The 15,759-nt window shown below is 65.6% G+C and carries 19 protein-coding genes; all 19 read left to right on the top strand.

Features of this window, described 5'->3' with window-relative positions; all coding sequences use genetic code 11:
* Window positions 1-8 precede the first annotated feature (8 nt).
* The 19 genes from fliS (at window position 9) to flhB (ending at window position 15,757) form a co-directional block, all read left to right on the top strand.
* Window positions 9-431, top strand: coding sequence for a flagellar export chaperone FliS (gene fliS, locus IHE49_RS15595; protein ID WP_192159582.1), 423 nt, complete (start codon window positions 9-11; stop codon window positions 429-431).
* A complete protein-coding gene (locus IHE49_RS15600) occupies window positions 428-724 on the top strand; it encodes a flagellar protein FliT (RefSeq protein ID WP_192159583.1) in 297 nt (98 codons plus the stop codon). The genes fliS and IHE49_RS15600 overlap by 4 nt, the downstream gene beginning before the upstream one ends.
* Before the next feature lie 96 nt (window positions 725-820).
* The gene (locus tag IHE49_RS15605) at window positions 821-1,381 is read left to right on the top strand and encodes a PilZ domain-containing protein (RefSeq protein ID WP_192159584.1); all 561 of its coding nucleotides are present in this window, start codon (window positions 821-823) and stop codon (window positions 1,379-1,381) included.
* A 352-nt stretch (window positions 1,382-1,733) separates the two neighbouring features.
* On the top strand, window positions 1,734-3,158 hold the full coding sequence (locus IHE49_RS15610) for a sigma-54-dependent Fis family transcriptional regulator (RefSeq protein WP_192159585.1): 1,425 nt from the start codon (window positions 1,734-1,736) through the stop codon (window positions 3,156-3,158).
* 110 nt (window positions 3,159-3,268) lie between these two features.
* Window positions 3,269-3,595, top strand: coding sequence for a flagellar hook-basal body complex protein FliE (fliE, locus tag IHE49_RS15615; RefSeq protein WP_192159587.1), 327 nt, complete (start codon window positions 3,269-3,271; stop codon window positions 3,593-3,595).
* A 38-nt stretch (window positions 3,596-3,633) separates the two neighbouring features.
* A complete protein-coding gene (gene fliF / locus IHE49_RS15620; protein ID WP_192159589.1) occupies window positions 3,634-5,373 on the top strand; it encodes a flagellar basal-body MS-ring/collar protein FliF in 1,740 nt (579 codons plus the stop codon).
* On the top strand, window positions 5,363-6,382 hold the full coding sequence (fliG, locus tag IHE49_RS15625) for a flagellar motor switch protein FliG (RefSeq protein ID WP_192159591.1): 1,020 nt from the start codon (window positions 5,363-5,365) through the stop codon (window positions 6,380-6,382). The genes fliF and fliG overlap by 11 nt, the downstream gene beginning before the upstream one ends.
* Window positions 6,382-7,014, top strand: a complete 633-nt coding sequence (locus tag IHE49_RS15630) for a flagellar assembly protein FliH (protein WP_192159593.1) — start codon at window positions 6,382-6,384, stop codon at window positions 7,012-7,014. The genes fliG and IHE49_RS15630 overlap by 1 nt, the downstream gene beginning before the upstream one ends.
* Entirely contained in the window at window positions 7,011-8,378 is a 1,368-nt protein-coding gene (fliI, locus tag IHE49_RS15635) for a flagellar protein export ATPase FliI (RefSeq protein WP_192159595.1), read from the top strand. The genes IHE49_RS15630 and fliI overlap by 4 nt, the downstream gene beginning before the upstream one ends.
* The gene (gene fliJ, locus IHE49_RS15640) at window positions 8,375-8,800 is read left to right on the top strand and encodes a flagellar export protein FliJ (RefSeq protein WP_192159597.1); all 426 of its coding nucleotides are present in this window, start codon (window positions 8,375-8,377) and stop codon (window positions 8,798-8,800) included. Before fliI ends, fliJ begins: the two co-directional genes overlap by 4 nt.
* 51 nt (window positions 8,801-8,851) lie before the next feature.
* Window positions 8,852-10,156: a flagellar hook-length control protein FliK gene (locus IHE49_RS15645; protein WP_192159599.1), complete on the top strand. Its 1,305-nt coding sequence runs from the start codon at window positions 8,852-8,854 to the stop codon at window positions 10,154-10,156.
* Between the two features lie 304 nt (window positions 10,157-10,460).
* The gene (locus tag IHE49_RS15650; protein WP_192159601.1) at window positions 10,461-10,934 is read left to right on the top strand and encodes a flagellar basal body-associated FliL family protein; all 474 of its coding nucleotides are present in this window, start codon (window positions 10,461-10,463) and stop codon (window positions 10,932-10,934) included.
* A 10-nt stretch (window positions 10,935-10,944) separates the two neighbouring features.
* The gene (gene fliM / locus IHE49_RS15655) at window positions 10,945-11,961 is read left to right on the top strand and encodes a flagellar motor switch protein FliM (RefSeq protein ID WP_192159603.1); all 1,017 of its coding nucleotides are present in this window, start codon (window positions 10,945-10,947) and stop codon (window positions 11,959-11,961) included.
* A complete protein-coding gene (gene fliN, locus IHE49_RS15660) occupies window positions 11,958-12,305 on the top strand; it encodes a flagellar motor switch protein FliN (RefSeq protein WP_192159605.1) in 348 nt (115 codons plus the stop codon). The genes fliM and fliN overlap by 4 nt, the downstream gene beginning before the upstream one ends.
* Before the next feature lie 7 nt (window positions 12,306-12,312).
* Window positions 12,313-12,714 (top strand): flagellar biosynthetic protein FliO, encoded by a 402-nt coding sequence (gene fliO / locus IHE49_RS15665; protein WP_343227589.1) that lies wholly within the window; start codon window positions 12,313-12,315, stop codon window positions 12,712-12,714.
* Window positions 12,715-12,725: 11 nt separating this feature from the next.
* Complete coding sequence (fliP, locus tag IHE49_RS15670) at window positions 12,726-13,547, top strand: flagellar type III secretion system pore protein FliP (protein ID WP_343227592.1); 822 nt, start codon at window positions 12,726-12,728, stop codon at window positions 13,545-13,547.
* Window positions 13,548-13,572: 25 nt separating this feature from the next.
* A complete protein-coding gene (fliQ, locus tag IHE49_RS15675) occupies window positions 13,573-13,842 on the top strand; it encodes a flagellar biosynthesis protein FliQ (protein ID WP_192159607.1) in 270 nt (89 codons plus the stop codon).
* Entirely contained in the window at window positions 13,839-14,609 is a 771-nt protein-coding gene (gene fliR / locus IHE49_RS15680) for a flagellar biosynthetic protein FliR (RefSeq protein ID WP_192159609.1), read from the top strand. Before fliQ ends, fliR begins: the two co-directional genes overlap by 4 nt.
* Window positions 14,610-14,623: 14 nt before the next feature.
* Window positions 14,624-15,757 (top strand): flagellar biosynthesis protein FlhB, encoded by a 1,134-nt coding sequence (flhB, locus tag IHE49_RS15685; RefSeq protein WP_192159611.1) that lies wholly within the window; start codon window positions 14,624-14,626, stop codon window positions 15,755-15,757.
* Window positions 15,758-15,759 lie beyond the last annotated feature (2 nt).

Consider the following 15,759-nt stretch of genomic DNA (forward strand, 5'->3'; position numbering starts at 1 on the left):
GCCGTCCCGTGACGAACGCATACATGCGCCAGGCCAGCGCGTTGTACCAACAGACCGGCCTCGCGGGCCGCGTGGAAAGCGCGGACCCGCACCAGTTGATCGCCCTGCTGCTCGATGGCGCGATCGAGCGCATCGCCCAGGCGCGCGGACACCTGCGCCGCGGCGATGTGGCCGCCAAGGGGGCCGCTGTCACCAAGGCAGTGGCCATCGTGGGCGAGCTGCGTGTCAGCCTGGATCACAAGGCTGGTGGCGAGGTGGCCCAACGGCTGGACTCGCTTTATGACTATGTCACTCGCCGCCTGCTGTTCGCGCAGTTGAACAACGACGAGGGAGCGCTGGCCGAGTGCATGGATCTGCTCGATCCGGTGCGCAGGGGCTGGAACGGCATTCGCGACAGCTATCTTGCCAACCGTGCCGGAAACGCCGCATGAGCGAAGGTCACACCTCGCTGGAACGGGCACTGGAGGTCAGCAATAACATGCTGGCCGCCGCACGCGAAGGCCAGTGGGACAGTTTGCCCAAGATGGAAGTGGAGCGCGCGCCCCTGCTGCGCGCCAGCCACCCGCGCGATGATCGCAGCCGCGAACTGCTGGAGCAGTTACTGGCGTGCAACGAGGAAATGTTGAGCCTGGCCGCGCGCGCGCGCGCGCAGATTGCCGACGCCTTGAGCCGGAACGGTTACGCCCATCGGGCCTTGAATACATACGTGGGCCTGGGGCGCTGACCCCGAAACGCATTGAAGAGCTTGATTCGTCGGCGTCCGGCGAGCATCTTGCTGCGTCAAAGTACGGACTGTCGCCCTCACCGATGCGGAGCCGCCATGACTGCCAGCAGCTGGGAAGAATTCGAGCAACGTCTGAGCAGCGAAGAAAACCTGCACGCCGACTGCGAACCGCTGGTCTGGCCACCCTCGCCGGAACGGTTGCAGCGCCTGGCCGAACGCAACGCGAATACCTTGGCGACGTTGGACGCACTGGAAGAACGTCGGCTGGATCTCGGCGACGACGACAATCCGCTGATGCAGGAAATGCTGCGCATGGATGCCAAGCTCACCGCGCTGGTGGAGATCGTGAACCAGATGCTGGCACCCGACGCGTCGCTGCCGCCGCGTCAGACCCTGCGCTTCAATGCCATAGGTGCCGTGTTGCCGTCCGCACTGTTGCCTGTGCCTGCGGAAGAGGGCGTGTTGCTGCGCTTGCGTTTTGACGCTTGCCGCAGCCTTCCGTTGGAATTGGCGGGTCGTCTTTCACATAAGATCGACGAAAGTCAAAGTTATGTGGAATTCGTGAATCACAACGATGCGACGAGTGACGCCATCGAGCGCCTCGTATTTCGTCATCACCGACGCAAAGTGGCAGGTGCGCGTCAGCAACTCGGTTGAGGTGCGACGATTAACGTCACTCGAAATGTGATGCGAATCACAGAACGACGAGGCGTGCGCAAATTTCCCGACGCGCGTTATACGACTTTAGCCGCCCCTGTCGTTCGAATGGCGGTTTGCCTAAATCTTTCCGCATCATGCGTTTGCGCCAAACGGTTACGCATGGGGCAGTCGTGCGTGCACATTTTATTGACGCCGCGTGATGATCAATTGTCATACCTATCTGCAGAATTGGCCTTATTGATGCTTTCTGTTCAGTGAGCCAGCGACGGAAAGCTGGCACTGACGAAGTCTGCGTCGCTCCTTCAGGAAGCCAAGCGAGCGCGTGAAGCGGGTTCAAGGATTAGGGGTCATGCAAAAATTTGATTTTCTCGTCATCGAGTCCAGCGCGACTCGTGCAGATGCCGTGATGTCGGCACTTCACTTCCTCGGCTATCGCCCGCAACGTGCGGCCGACTGCCAATCGGTTGACGCCGCCACCCACGCTTGGCAAGGCGCGTACGTAGGTAGTGATGCAGACGAGGTAGAGGTCGAGCACCAATTGGCCTTGCTCGGCGACGCGATAAACCGCATTCCCATGCTGGTGGCCGCGGATGCGCCGCTGGCTGCGCGCTATGGGAAGGTGACTCCTGCTTCCCGTGCTGCGCTCGTGGAATTTCCCCTGCGCTACGAACAGATGGCCGAGGCGCTGCGCGGCATTCATGCGCGCCTGCTGGGTGGCCAGTCGGGTTCATTGCGCTTCGTGGGCCATTCGACGCCGATGCTGCATGTCAATGCGTTGATCCGCCAGGTGGCTCCGTTCGATTCCACCGTGCTGGTGCTGGGCGAGTCCGGCACCGGCAAGGAAATGGTGGCGCGCGCCATCCATGAGCATTCCCAGCGCAGGGACAAGCCGCTCGTCGCGATCAACTGCGGTGCGATCCCGGCCGAATTGCTGGAAAGCGAGCTGTTCGGCCACGAAAAGGGCTCCTTCACGGGGGCGATCAGCGCACGCAAGGGCCGTTTCGAGCTGGCGGAAGGTGGCACGCTGTTCCTCGATGAAATCGGCGACATGAGCCTGCCGATGCAGGTGAAACTGCTGCGCGTGCTGCAGGAGCGCGTGTACGAGCGCGTGGGCGGCGCCAAGACTCAGCGTTGCGATGTGCGCGTCATCGCCGCCACCCACCGCGATCTGGAACAGTCCATCACCGATGGGCGTTTCCGCGAGGATTTGTTCTACCGCCTGTCCGTGTTCCCGCTGGAACTGCCGGCGCTGCGCGAGCGGCTGGAAGACCTGCCGGTGCTGATCGATGAGTTCAACCAGCGCCTGGCCAGCCGCGGTCTCGGCGTGGCGCGCTTCAGTGCGGGCGCAATGCAGACGCTGCGTGAGCATTCTTGGCCGGGCAACGTGCGCGAGCTGGCCAATCTGGTCGAACGCATGGCGATCCTGTGTCCGCATGCCGAGGTGCGCGCCAGCGAATTACCGTCGAAATACCGTCACGTGCCCACGGGCGCGGAGGCACATGGTGCTGCCCTGTTGGCGCTGATGGAGGAAAACCTGCCGTCAGCGCCAGTGTTTGGCATGCATGCTGTGGATGAGTCGCAGCGTCTGCTGCCCGAAGACGGCATCGACCTGAAGGATCATCTTGCCGACATCGAGGTGGGGCTGATCCGCCAAGCGCTCGACGCCACCGGCGGTGTGGTGGCGCATGCCGCGCGTCTGCTGCATATGCAGCGCACGACGCTGGTGGAGAAGTTGCGCAAGTACGGGCTGCAGGCCAGCGGCATAGCGGCCTGAGATAGAACCGCACCGTCGGTGCGGGCCGTGGCACGGCTCGTGCATTTGCCATGTTGGAACCCTGTCTTGCGACGGGATTCCGTCTCCCTCCAGCGGCATGGGTCCACGCCATGAGCACGATCGACGTCAACAACCTGCTTGCCCAGATGCGCCAGATGACGGCGCAGGTGCGCATGCCGGAAACAGCGGTGCAGGCGCAGCCTGGTGGCAGCACAGGGGATTTCTCTGCGCTGCTCAAGCAGGGCATCGCCGCCGTGGGCAACACCCAGATGGAGGCGGGGAGCATGGCCGCGAGCTACGAACGCGGCGACCCCGGTGCCGACCTTGGCCGCACCATGGTTGCGCTGCAGAAGGCCGATCTTTCGCTGCGCACCGCCGTGTCGGTGCAGAGCAAACTGGTTTCGGCTTACCAAGACATCATGAACATGACGTTCTGACGCCGACCATCAAATAGCACCGACAGACGAGCAGAAGCATGGCCGATACCGCCATCGCGACGACCGACAGCAACGGCTCCGGCGTGCGCCTGGACTCCCTCAAGCAGATCACCCGCAATCCCGCGGCGCGCCAACTCGTCCTGCTGGTGGCGGTGGCGGCGGCGGTGGCGCTGGGTGTGGCGGTGGTGCTGTGGTCACGCGGCCCGAATTACGGCTTGCTGTACGCGGGCTTGGATCAGAAGGACGCCGCTGCGATCACGCAGGAGTTGCAGGCCGCCAATGTCGCGTACAAGGTGAGCGACGATGGCTCCTCGATCATGGCGCCTGCCTCCGACCTCGGCGCAATGCGCTTGCGGCTGGCGGCGAAAGGGTTGCCGCAGGGAAGCGCTGCGATCAATGCGCAGGCGAACAACGACTCGCCATTTGGCATGAGCGATCTTGCCGAGCGCACGCGTTACCAGCAAATGCTGGAAAACGACCTGGGCTCCACCATTGCCTCGTTGCAGTCGGTGCGCGCCGCACGTGTGCACCTGGCACTGCCCAAACCGTCGCCGTTCATCCGCGACAACCACGAGGCCAGCGCCTCGGTGCTGCTCACGCTGTACCAGGGTCGCTCGCTCGACCCCGGACAGGTGGCGGCGATCGTGCACCTGGTGGCGTCCAGTGTGCCGGGCCTCGATCCCAGCCAGGTTTCTGTGGTCGACCAGCAGGGCCAGTTGCTCACCAGTAATACAGCGGATGCGGCAGGCGCAGCTGGCGACAGCCGCCTGCGCCTGGCCACGCGCATCGAGAACACCTATGCCCAGCGCATCGAGGACCTGCTGACGCCGCTGGTCGGTCCAGGTCGCGTGCATGCGCAGGTCAACGCGGACCTCGATTACAGCCAAAGCGAGAAGGCCACCGAGACCTATAACCCGGAGAATCCGGCGTTGCGCAGCGAACAGGTCAGCAGCGAGCAGCACAGCGGGGGCGATGCCAACAGCGGCATTCCCGGCGCGCTCAGCAACCAGCCGCCGGCGACAGTGGCGCAGCCTACCGCCGCGCGGCCCAATGCCGGCACGGCGGCCGCTCCGGGCAGCGCCTCTGCTTCGACCAGCAGCCGTGACAGCTCCAGTTCCAGCAGTGCCACACGAAATTTTGAACTGGATCGCACCATCAGCCATGTCAGCGACCCGGCCGGCCGACTGGCTCGCCTCACCGTGGCCGTAGTGGTAGACGACAAATTGCTGGGCGGCGGGGTTGGGACGGGAGGTGCCAAGGCCGCGTCGAAGAGCGTGCCGTTCACGGCGCAGGAACTGCAGCACCTCACCGACCTGGTGAAGAACTCCGTGGGCTTCGACGCCACGCGTGGCGACAGCGTCAGCGTGGTCAACCAGGCCTTTCACGACGTCGCTACGCCGGATGCGGGACCGTCGATTCCGTTCTGGGATCGCCCCGGCATGCTGGACCTGATCAAGCAGGGCGTTGGCGTGTTGATCGCCTTGCTGGTGGCGTTCGGTCTGCTGCGGCCGCTGCTCAAGGGCTTGTTGCGGGCTGCTCCGGCAAGGATGGAAGCTGCTGCCGCGTTGCCGACGCCGTTGCCGACAGTGTCCGTGCGCGTAGGCGACGACGATCACATCGGGCTGGGTCAACAGCAAAAGGCGGCGCACGCGCGCATCGACGCGACGCCGACGCAGGCTTACGAGCAGCGCGTGGGCCATGCGCGCCGCATGGTGGGTGAAAACTCCAAGCAGGTGGCTCAGGTGGTCCGGAACTGGGTGAACGAAGATGGCACCTAACCGTTCGGAGCCAGCGGTCACTGGCGCGCAGCGCGCGGCGATCCTGTTGCTGACGCTGGGCGAGCAGGACGCGGCGGAAGTGCTGAAGCACCTGAGTGCGCGCGACGTCCAGGCCGTGGGTACCGCGATGGCGGGGCTTTCCAGCGTATCGCGCGAGCAGGTCGAACACGTGCTCGACAAGCTCGACGAAGACATGGGCCGTCAAACCTCGCTCGGCGTGGGCACCGAGGAATACATCCGCAAGATCCTCACCAATGCGCTGGGCGAGACCAAGGCGGGCGGCCTGATTGACCGCATCCTGCTCGGTCGCAGCAGCAAAGGCCTGGAATCGCTGAAATGGATGGAAAGCCGCGCGATCGCGGAGATGATCAGCCAGGAGCACCCGCAGATCATCGCGCTGGTGCTGGCGCATCTGGAACCTGACCAGGCAGCCGAAGTGATCGGCTACCTGCCGCCACGCACGCGCAGCGACGCGGTGATGCGCATCGCTACGCTCGATGGCGTGCAGCCGCACGCGCTGAATGAGCTGGACGAGATCATGGAGCGCCAGTTCAACGGCAACACCAAGAAGCTCAAGTCCGCCAATGTCGGCGGCCTGAAGGCCGCCGCGAACATCCTCAATGCGATGGAAAGCAGCCGCGAAGCCGAGCTGATGACGGCCATCCGCAGCCAGGACAGCGCGTTGGGCGGCAAAATCGAAGACCTGATGTTCGTGTTCGAGGATCTCGCCGACCTGGACGACCGCGGCATGCAGACTCTGCTACGCGAAGTGCCCTCGGGCATCCTCATCACGGCGCTGAAGGGTGCCGAACCCGCAATACGCGAAAAGATTTTCTCCAACATGTCCAAGCGTGCCGCCGACATGATGCGCGACGACCTCGAAGTGAAGGGTCCGGTGCGCCTGAGCGAAGTCGATGCGGCCCAGAAGGAAGTGCTGGCCGCCGCCAGGAAGCTGGCCGATTCCGGTCAGATCAACCTCGGCAGCGGCGGCGGGGATGATTACGTCTGATGATCGCCACGATCCACGATGCCTCGGCGGAATTCCGGCGCTGGGAGATGCCGAGCTTCGATGCCGCGCCTGAACCGCCGGTGGTCGACGAAGAGGTGCCGGCGCAGCCCTCCGTGCACGATCTGGAGGCGCTGGAGCAGCAGGCGCGCGACGAAGGTCGTCTCGCAGGATTGGCGGAAGGGCGCGCCGCGGCAAGACAGGAACTTTGCCAGCGGGTGGCGCAATTCGATGCCGTGTGCGTCGCAGCGTCGCGTCCGTTGCAGGCGCTCGACGAGCAGGTCGTGCAGGAGCTGACGCGGCTGGCGATGGTGGTGGCCAGCCGGGTGATTGCACACGAGCTGCAACTTTCGCCCGAGCTTGTCGCGCGCGCTGTGCGCGAAGCAGCCAACGCACTGCCGGCCGCGACCCGCGAGTTGCGCGTGCATCTGCATCCGCTGGACCTTGCCCTGCTGCAGAGCATGGGTTCGGCCGAGAATCACTGGCGGCTGTTGGCCGATCCCGAACTGTCCCGCGGCGATTGCCGGATGGAAAGCGAGCACTCGCGGCTGGATGCCCGGGTGGAAACGCGCCTCGCCGCGATGGTCGATGCCGTGCTCGGCGAAGCCGTGGAGCCGGAAGGTGGCGGTCCATGAGCGCCGCCGTCGATCCCGCCGCACGCAATGAAGGCTGGGGCCGGAAAATCGCGCGGCGGACAGCACGCGCCGAGGCCACGCGCACTTTGACGGTGGAGGGCAGCCTGCGCCGCGTGGTCGGCCTGACCCTGGAGGCCGAAGGCTGCGAGGCCGCCCTGGGTGCGCGTTGCCTGGTCGATACCGCCGCCGGCGACCAGTTGGAAACCGAGGTGGTCGGCTTTGCCGACGAACGCCTGCTGTTGATGCCGGTGGACGACATGCGTGGCGTACTGCCGAATGCGCGTGTGCGTCCCTTCGCGCACAGCGGCGGCTTGCCGGTAGGCATGCATCTGCTGGGCCGTGTGGTGGGTGCCGACGGCCTGCCGCTGGACGGGCACGGCCCGCTCGACGTCGACGAACACGCCGCGCTCAAGCGCGAACCCATCAACCCGATGGCACGCAAGCCGATCGATGCGCCGCTGGATGTGGGTGTGCGTGCGATCAACGCGCTGCTCACCGTGGGGCGCGGCCAGCGCCTGGGCCTGTTCGCCGGCTCCGGCGTGGGCAAGTCCACCTTGCTCGGCATGATGACCCGTTACACCAACGCCGACGTGGTGGTGGTAGGCCTGATCGGCGAACGCGGCCGCGAGGTGAAGGAGTTCGTCGAGCACACCCTGGGCGAGGAAGGCCGCCGTCGTGCGGTGATCGTGGCCGCGCCGGCGGACGCGCCGCCGCTGAAGCGGCTGCGCGGCGCGCAGTACGCTACCGCCATTGCCGAGTGGTTCCGCGACCGCGGCATGCGCGTGCTGCTGCTGATGGATTCGCTCACCCGTTATGCACAAGCCCAGCGCGAGATCGCGCTGGCCATCGGCGAGCCGCCGGCCACCAAGGGCTACCCGCCGTCCGTATTCGCGATGATGCCGGCGCTGGTCGAGCGCGCGGGCAACGATGCCGAAGGCAAAGGTTCCATCACTGCGTTCTACACGGTACTGACCGAGGGCGACGATTACCGCCACGATCCGATCGCCGATGCCGCGCGTGCGATCCTCGACGGCCATATCGTGCTCTCGCGTGATCTGGCCGAAGCTGGTCATTACCCGGCCATCGACATCGAGGCGTCGATCAGCCGCGTGATGCCTCAAGTTGCGTCGCGTGAACACCTGCAGGCGGCGCAGCGATTCAGACGAGTCTATTCGGCGTACCGCCAGCAGCGGGACCTGATCGCGGTGGGCGCCTACCAGCGAGGTTCCGACCCGCAGGTGGATCTGGCCATCGAAATGTGGCCGCAATTGCGCGAGTTCCTGCAGCAGGAAGTCGATGAGCCGGTGGCGCTTGAGGAAGCCATCGACCGGCTGGCCCTGATTGCCGAGCGGGTGGTCGCATGACGCCGCGTTCCGAACGACTGCAGCCGGCCGCAGACCAGGCCCGCCAGAAAGCCGAGGACGCGCTGGCGAAATTCGCTGCGCAACAACAGGCTCTGGCCAAGGCCGAACACCAGCTCGGAGAGCTTGAGCGCTATCGCCGCGAATACGCCGACGCGGGTGCGGGCGCGGTCAGCGTCGGCGCACTGCTCAACCGCCAGCAGTTCGTCGCACGTATCGACCAGGCGATCGCCCAACAGGTCGCCGAGGTGAGCCGCCAGCACCGCCGGCTGGAGCAGATGCGCGACCACTGGAAGAAGGCGCATGCGCGCGAAAGCGCGCTGGGCAGCGTGATCGCACAGCATCAGGAATACGAGCGCCGCGCCGAGGACAGGCGCGAGCAAGCCGAGATCGACGAACGCATGCAGCACCGGCGGCCGCGATAGCGCGCTTTGCGCGATCCCGCACCCGCCAGCCGGCAGAGGAGACTTTTCACCATGGCAGCACCCGCCACGCTTTCCCCGATACCTGCCGCGAGCAGCCTGCCCAGCACGCTCGCCAGCGCGCCTTCCAGTACGCCGGGCAGCGACGCGCCGGGCAATACGTTCGACCAGCAACTGCAGGCCGCGCGCAATTCGCAGTCCAGCGACAGTTCCTCCTCGTCCGACGCGCCGCCGGCATCGACGCCAGGTGCGAGCAGGCAAGGCGATCCATCCTCTTCGGGTGCGGCAAAGTCCACCCAGGAATCGAACATGGCAGCGGTTGGCACGGCCTCCACAACCTCAGCGGCGGGTGCGGCATCCACAGCATCGGCGAATGCTTCGTCCAAGACGAATGCAGCAACGAACGGGCAGACGGTGGATGCCGCGCTGGCGGCGCTGGCCCAGACTGCGCAAACTGCCACCGGCGCGGGATCTGGCGACGCCGCGCCGTCCGCCACGGCGAAAGCGCCTGCGTCGAAAACCGATGCGACCGACGACGAAGGCGCGGCCTCGCTGGCCGGTGCCATGCTGGCCATGCTTGGCCAGGTAAACGGCAACATGGCGGGCGCACAGTCCGACGCGGACGACGGCACCGTTTCGGCGGACGGCTCGTCGTCCGGGCAGGCCAAGGCGGCCATGGCGTTGCAGGGCCTGAACGCGAACGGTCAGGCGTCGGCTGCCGATGGCGCGACAGGCGGAGTCATGACAGGCACCGCCGCAGGCAATGCAGTGTCGCTCGCGAACTTCGCCAGCATGCTTGGCAATGCAGCCGGTGCGGCTGCGGACACGGGCACCGACACGCACAAGGCCACCTCCGGTCTGGATGCTTTGGCGTTCGCCGCGACACCCATGCTGCCGCAGACGGCCAATGCACAGGCAGTTGCACTGCCGCAGCTGCAAATGTCGTCGCCGACGGGCAGTGCCGGCTTTGCCGGCGAACTTGGCCAGCAGGTGATGTGGCTGGGCCAGCAAGGTGTCCAGCAGGCGAAGATACGGCTGAATCCGCAGGACTTGGGTTCGCTGGACGTGCACGTCACCGTCAATCAGAACCGCATCGACGTAGTGTTCAGCGCACAGCATCCGGCGGCCGTCACGGCCGTGCAGCAGAGCTTGCCGCAGCTCGACAACATGCTTAACCGCCATGGCCTTTCGCTGGGCCATGCGGAGGTGGGGCAGCAGCAGAGCGGCAGCGGCCATTCGCGCGGCGAAGGCGGCAGCGGTGCGCAAGCTTCCTCCGGCGACGACGTCGGCGAAGTGCAGGGCGCATCGCTTTCTGCTGCCACGACAAGCCAAATCGGCTTGCTCGACGCCTTCGCCTGACCCGCCCGGCGCGCTCCGCGTGCGGAAGGCGCTCCAGGGCACGAGGCATCCGTGGGCAGGCTTCCCTCCCGTGCGCATGCCGACATCGGTTTAATGTCGTCTGCTGTTTCATGGCGTGTGTCGTCAACACGACATGTCATGAGTTTGGCGCGCGTCAAGAAAGCGCCATCAATCTCGGTTTTTCGCACGTCACCCTCCATGGATGCGTTCATGGCAAGGTGCGGCGTGCGTGGCACGTGGATTGCATTGACTCGGCAGACGCGCCCGCGCGCATCCCAAAACAACCGAATGTATTGAGGGCTCCATGGCGGACGAAGAACAGGCAAGGGTGGCACCACCGGCGGGCAAGTCGAAGCGCTTGATGGTGATCGGCGCGGCGGTAGTCGTGCTGGCATTGGCCGGTGGCGGCTATTTCTGGCAGGCGCAAAAGTCCGCGCATGCGCCTGTCGAGGCGCCCAAGGTCGATCTCTACATGCCGCTGGATCCAGCGTTCGTGGTGAATTTCAAGGATGGCGATTCGCTGCGCTACCTGCAGGTGTCGGTAACGCTGATGTCGTACGACCAGAAGGCGCTCGATGCGGCGAAGGATGCCAACCCGGTGGTGCGCGACGCGCTGGTGTCGCTGTTCAGCAACCAGGAGTACTCGATCATCAGCAGCGCCGATGGCCGCCGCAAGCTGCAGGAACAAGCGCTGGCGGCCGTGCAGAAGATCGTCAAGGAGCGCACCGGCAAGCCCGGGATCGACGCGCTGTACTTCACCAGCTTCGTGATGCAGTAAGGCTGCCGGTATGAGCGATCTGCTTTCACAGGACGAAATCGATGCGCTGCTCGACGGCGTGACCGATGGCGCGGTGGAAACCGGCAGCGACCAGCCGCTGCCGCGCGATGCGGTGCTGTCCTACGACTTCACCCAGCAGGACCGCATCGTGCGCGGTCGTCTGCCCACGCTGGAGATGGTCAACGACCGTTTCGCGCGCTATTTCCGCACCGCGTTGTTCGGCGTGTTGCGCAAGACCTGCGAGGTCTCGGTGTTGGGCGTGAAGATGCTCAAGTTCGCCGAGTACGTGCATGGCCTGGTGGTGCCGACCAACCTGAATCTGGTGAAGATCAAACCGCTGCGCGGCACCGCGCTGGTGGTATTCGAGCCGCGGCTGGTATTCAGCGTGATCGACAACTTCTTCGGCGGTGACGGGCGTTTCCACGCACGTATCGAGGGCCGCGACTTCACCGCCACCGAGAACCGCGTGATCCAGATCCTGCTGGGCGAGCTGTTCGGCGCGATGGTCGAAGCCTGGGCACCGGTGCTGGGCCTGTCGTTCGAGTACCAGAATTCCGAGATCAACCCGCAGTTCGCCAACATCGTCAGCCCGACCGAGACGGTGGTGGTGTCGCGCTTCCACGTCGAGCTGGACGGCGGCGGTGGGGAGATCCATCTGACCTTGCCGTACGCGATGGTCGAGCCGATCCGCACTTTGCTCGACGCGGGTGTGCAGAGCGACCGCGTGGACCGCGACGACCGCTGGGCCGAGCTGCTGCGTGACGAGGTGCTCGACGCGGAAGTGCCGCTGAGCTCGCAACTGCTCGACTTCGATATCACGGTCGGCGATTTCCTGCGCCTGCGCCCAGGCGACGTGATCCCGATCCAGTTGCCCGACGTGGTCACCGTGTATGCCGAGGACGTGCCGCTGTTCCGTGGCCGTTACGGCCAGGCCAACGGTCGCAATGCCATCCGTTTCCAAACCCAGGTCGGGCGGCGCGAAACGCGCACCACCGGCGATCAGACCAGCAGAGAAGAAATCGCATGAATCAGCCCCATGAAGCCATGATCGACGACGGCGGCGACCGCGTTCAGTTCGACTCGTTGCGCGGCGCCGCCGGCGGCAACAGCGAAGTCAATCTCGACATGATCCTGGACGTACCGGTGACCCTGGCGATGGAAGTCGGGCGCACCCGCATCAGCATCCGCAACCTGCTGCAGCTCAACCAGGGTTCGGTGGTGGAGCTGGATCGCGCCGCCGGCGAGCCGCTGGATGTGTTCGTCAACGGCACCCTGGTCGCGCATGGCGAGGTGGTGGTCATCAACGAAAAGTTTGGCATCCGCCTCACCGACGTGATCAGTCCGGCCGAGCGCGTGCGCAAGTTGCGGTGAGCGGATCGTGGCCGGGAAATCGAAAATAGGCGGCTTCGTCGCGCTGGCACCTGCCGCGTTGCCGGCGGCCGACATCAACGTCGGCGGCGAATTGCTGCGCGTGCTGCTCAGCCTCGTCGCGGTGGTGGCATTGATCTTCGTGGCAGGCTGGCTGAGCCGGCGCCTGCAGGCGCGCAGTCGGCCCGGCGGTCGACGCATCCGCTGCGTGGAGACGATGGCGGTGGGCGCGCGCGACCGCGTGCTCTTGCTCGATGCCGACGGTAAGCGCCTGCTGGTGGGCGTGGGGCCGGGAGGCATGCGCACCTTGCACGTCTACGAGGGCGCGGCGCCGGTCGAGGCCGATCCGCCCGCGCTGCCGGCGGTTCCCGATATCGCGCAGCTGCTGTCGCGCTGGAAGGGGCGGTCGTGAGCGTCCATCGAATTTGCTGCGCACGCTGGCTGCTCGCGCTCGTCCTGCTGCTGTTGCCGCTGTTCGCGTCGGCTGCGCCCCAGGCGCACGGTGCCGCATCCGCGCCTGCGGTGCCGACGCTGACTATGCCGGCCAGTCCGCCAGGCCTGGGCAATACGGGCCTGCCCGTGCTGAGCGTGCACGACGCGCCGGACGGCACCAAGAACTGGACGCTGTCCTTGCAGATGCTGGCGCTGCTCACCGTGCTGACCATGCTGCCAGCGATCGTGCTGATGATGACGTCGTTCACGCGCATCATCATCGTGCTGAGCTTCCTGCGGCAGGCGCTGGGCACGCAGACCACGCCGCCCAACCAGGTGCTGCTCGGACTGGCGCTGTTTCTCACTCTGTTCGTGATGTCGCCTGTGTTGAACCGCGCCTACGACGACGGCGTCAAGCCGTACATGAGCGGGCAGATGAGCGCGGAGCAGGCGCTGCCCGCAGCCACCGCCCCGTTCAAGCGCTTCATGCTCGACCAGACCCGCGAGGCGGATCTCGCGCTGTTCACCAAGCTGGCCGGCGCGCCACCCTACGCGAGCAAGGCCGATGTGCCGTTCACGGTGGCGATGCCGGCCTTCCTCACGTCGGAGCTCAAGACCGCATTCCAGATGGGTTTCCTGTTGTTCATCCCCTTCCTCATCATCGACCTGGTGGTGGCCAGCGTGCTGATGTCGATGGGCATGATGATGGTGTCGCCGACGATCATCTCGCTGCCCTTCAAGATCATGCTGTTCGTGTTGGTGGATGGTTGGACGTTGCTGCTGGGCACGTTGGCGGGGAGCTTCTACACATGAGCGTGCACGCCTGCGGAGGACGCCCGTGACGCCCGAATCCATCATGGGGCTCGGCCAGCACGCGCTGTACGTGGCGATGCTGGTGGCCGCGCCGCTGCTGCTCACGGCGCTGGTGGTGGGCCTGCTGATCGGCGTGGTGCAGGCGGCCACGCAAATCAACGAGATGACGCTCTCCTTCATTCCCAAGCTGATCGCAATGGCGCTGGTGATGCTGATCGCCGGTCCATGGATGCTGCACTTGCTGGTGCAGTACACCACGCAATTGATTGAGAGCCTGGCGGGAGTGGTGCGGTGACAACGCTGGACGTGGCCCTGCTGCTGCCGTGGCTGGGTCGCTTCCTGTGGGCGCTGGCTCGCGTGGGCGGTTTGTTCCTGCTCGCGCCGGTGTTCAGCTCTTCGGTGATGTTGCCGCGCATACGCCTGAGTCTGGCTCTGATGCTTGCCGCCATCCTGGCGCCGCTCGCCCCCGGTACGGTGGATGTGGTCGGCATTGCCGGCATGGTCACCCTGGCGGAACAGGTGGTGATCGGTGCAGTGGTGGGTTTCGTGCTGAAGCTGGTATTCGGCGCGGTGCAGTTCGGCGGCGACCTGGTGGGGCAGAGCATGAGCCTGAGTTTCGCCCAGGACGTCGATCCGCAGGCGGGCGGCAGCACCGGGGTTCTGGGCCAGTTCTACCTGACCCTGGTGAGCTTGATATTCCTGGCGATGGACGGCCATCTGCAATTGATCGAGTTGCTCGCTGACAGCTTCCACGGCGCGGCGTCGCATACCGCCGCGATCGACCCGGCAGGCCTGCACGCGGTGTTGGCCTTCGGTGCGCAGCTGTTCGGCGGCGCGGTGCGTGTGGCCTTGCCGGCGATGACGTCGCTGCTGGTGGTGAATATCGGCTTTGCGGCGATCAGCCGGGCAGCACCGGCGATGAATCTGTTCGCGGTGGGCTTTCCGATCACGGTGACGCTGGGTTTTGTCGCCCTGTGGCTTTCGCTGCGTAGCTTGCCCGGCGCCTTCGAGGCCTTGCAGACGCAGGCGTGGGAGCTGATGCGGCAGCTTCTTGGGTCATAAGCGGATTCTGAGAAGTGGCCGACGACAGCGACCAGGAAAAAACCGAACAGCCGACAGAAAAACGGCTGCGCGAGTCGCGCGAAAAGGGCGATATCCCGCGATCGCGCGATCTTTCCGGCGCTGCGGTGGTGATGGCCGGCGTAGCGGTCCTGATGACCGGCGGAGAGCGCGCGTTCGAACACGCGCGGCGCATCTTTTCCTTGGGCCTGGGCTATTCGCGCGAAGCGTTGTTCAGCGACACGTTGCCGCAACGCATGTTGGGCGCGGCGCTGCATGAGGCGTTGTCGCTGTTCTCGCCGGTGGCGCTGGCCACCCTGTTGGCCGCGCTGTTCGCCCCGATCCTGCTAGGCGGCCTCAATTTCAGCGGCAAGGCGCTGGAGCCGAAGTTCGAGCGGCTGAACCCCATCGAGGGGCTGGGCCGCATCTTCGCCATGCGCGGGCTGGTGGAATTGGCCAAGGCGCTGCTCAAGGTCATTTTCATCGGCGGCGTGCTCGCGATGCTGCTGCGCCATTGGCAGGACGCGCTGCAGGCCACCGGGCGCGGTTCGGTGGCGACGGGCATCGCCCAGGCGATGGGCCTGCTGGGCCAATCGGCGCTGTGGTTCGGCGGCATCCTGGCGCTGCTCGGCGGTATCGATGCGGTGTATCAGAAGTACGACCACGGCAAGCGCCTGCGCATGAGCCGGCAGGAGATCAAGGACGAGATGAAAGAGAGCGAGGGCAGTCCCGAGATCAAGGGTCGCATCCGCCAGGTGCAGATGGCGCAGGCGCGGCGACGCATGATGCAGGAGCTGCCCAAGGCCGACGTGGTGGTGGTCAACCCCACCCACTACGCGGTGGCGCTGCGCTATGACGATGGCCGCATGGGTGCGCCGCGGGTAATCGCCAAGGGCGTGGACGTGCTGGCCATGCAGATCCGCCAGGTGGCGGGCAGCCACCACATCCCGCTGGTCGAGGCGCCGCCGCTGGCACGAGCCTTGTATGCCACCACCAAGTTGGATCAGGAGATCCCCGCCGCGCTCTACGTGGCGGTGGCCCAGGTGCTCGTCTACGTCTACCAGCTCAAGCAGGCTGCGGCGCATGGCGACGCGCCACCGGCCGCACCAAACCCCGAGATCGATCCGGATCTCATGGGACCTTATCGCTAACA

This window comes from Rhodanobacter sp. 7MK24 (assembly GCF_014842995.1).
Taxonomy (GTDB): Bacteria; Pseudomonadota; Gammaproteobacteria; order Xanthomonadales; family Rhodanobacteraceae; genus Rhodanobacter_A.

Excerpts from the sequence above, each read along its gene's own strand:
- fliG (WP_192159591.1), top strand. The coding sequence starts at position 5,363 with ATGGCACCTAACCGTTCGGAGCCAGCGGTCACTGGCGCGCAGCGCGCG.
- IHE49_RS15630 (WP_192159593.1), top strand. The coding sequence starts at position 6,382 with ATGATCGCCACGATCCACGATGCCTCGGCGGAATTCCGGCGCTGGGAG.
- IHE49_RS15600 (WP_192159583.1), top strand. The coding sequence starts at position 428 with ATGAGCGAAGGTCACACCTCGCTGGAACGGGCACTGGAGGTCAGCAAT.
- IHE49_RS15645 (WP_192159599.1), top strand. The coding sequence starts at position 8,852 with ATGGCAGCACCCGCCACGCTTTCCCCGATACCTGCCGCGAGCAGCCTG.
- fliE (WP_192159587.1), top strand. The coding sequence starts at position 3,269 with ATGAGCACGATCGACGTCAACAACCTGCTTGCCCAGATGCGCCAGATG.
- fliM (WP_192159603.1), top strand. The coding sequence starts at position 10,945 with ATGAGCGATCTGCTTTCACAGGACGAAATCGATGCGCTGCTCGACGGC.
- fliF (WP_192159589.1), top strand. The coding sequence starts at position 3,634 with ATGGCCGATACCGCCATCGCGACGACCGACAGCAACGGCTCCGGCGTG.
- fliJ (WP_192159597.1), top strand. The coding sequence starts at position 8,375 with ATGACGCCGCGTTCCGAACGACTGCAGCCGGCCGCAGACCAGGCCCGC.
- IHE49_RS15605 (WP_192159584.1), top strand. The coding sequence starts at position 821 with ATGACTGCCAGCAGCTGGGAAGAATTCGAGCAACGTCTGAGCAGCGAA.
- IHE49_RS15610 (WP_192159585.1), top strand. The coding sequence starts at position 1,734 with ATGCAAAAATTTGATTTTCTCGTCATCGAGTCCAGCGCGACTCGTGCA.
- fliN (WP_192159605.1), top strand. The coding sequence starts at position 11,958 with ATGAATCAGCCCCATGAAGCCATGATCGACGACGGCGGCGACCGCGTT.
- fliI (WP_192159595.1), top strand. The coding sequence starts at position 7,011 with ATGAGCGCCGCCGTCGATCCCGCCGCACGCAATGAAGGCTGGGGCCGG.
- IHE49_RS15650 (WP_192159601.1), top strand. The coding sequence starts at position 10,461 with ATGGCGGACGAAGAACAGGCAAGGGTGGCACCACCGGCGGGCAAGTCG.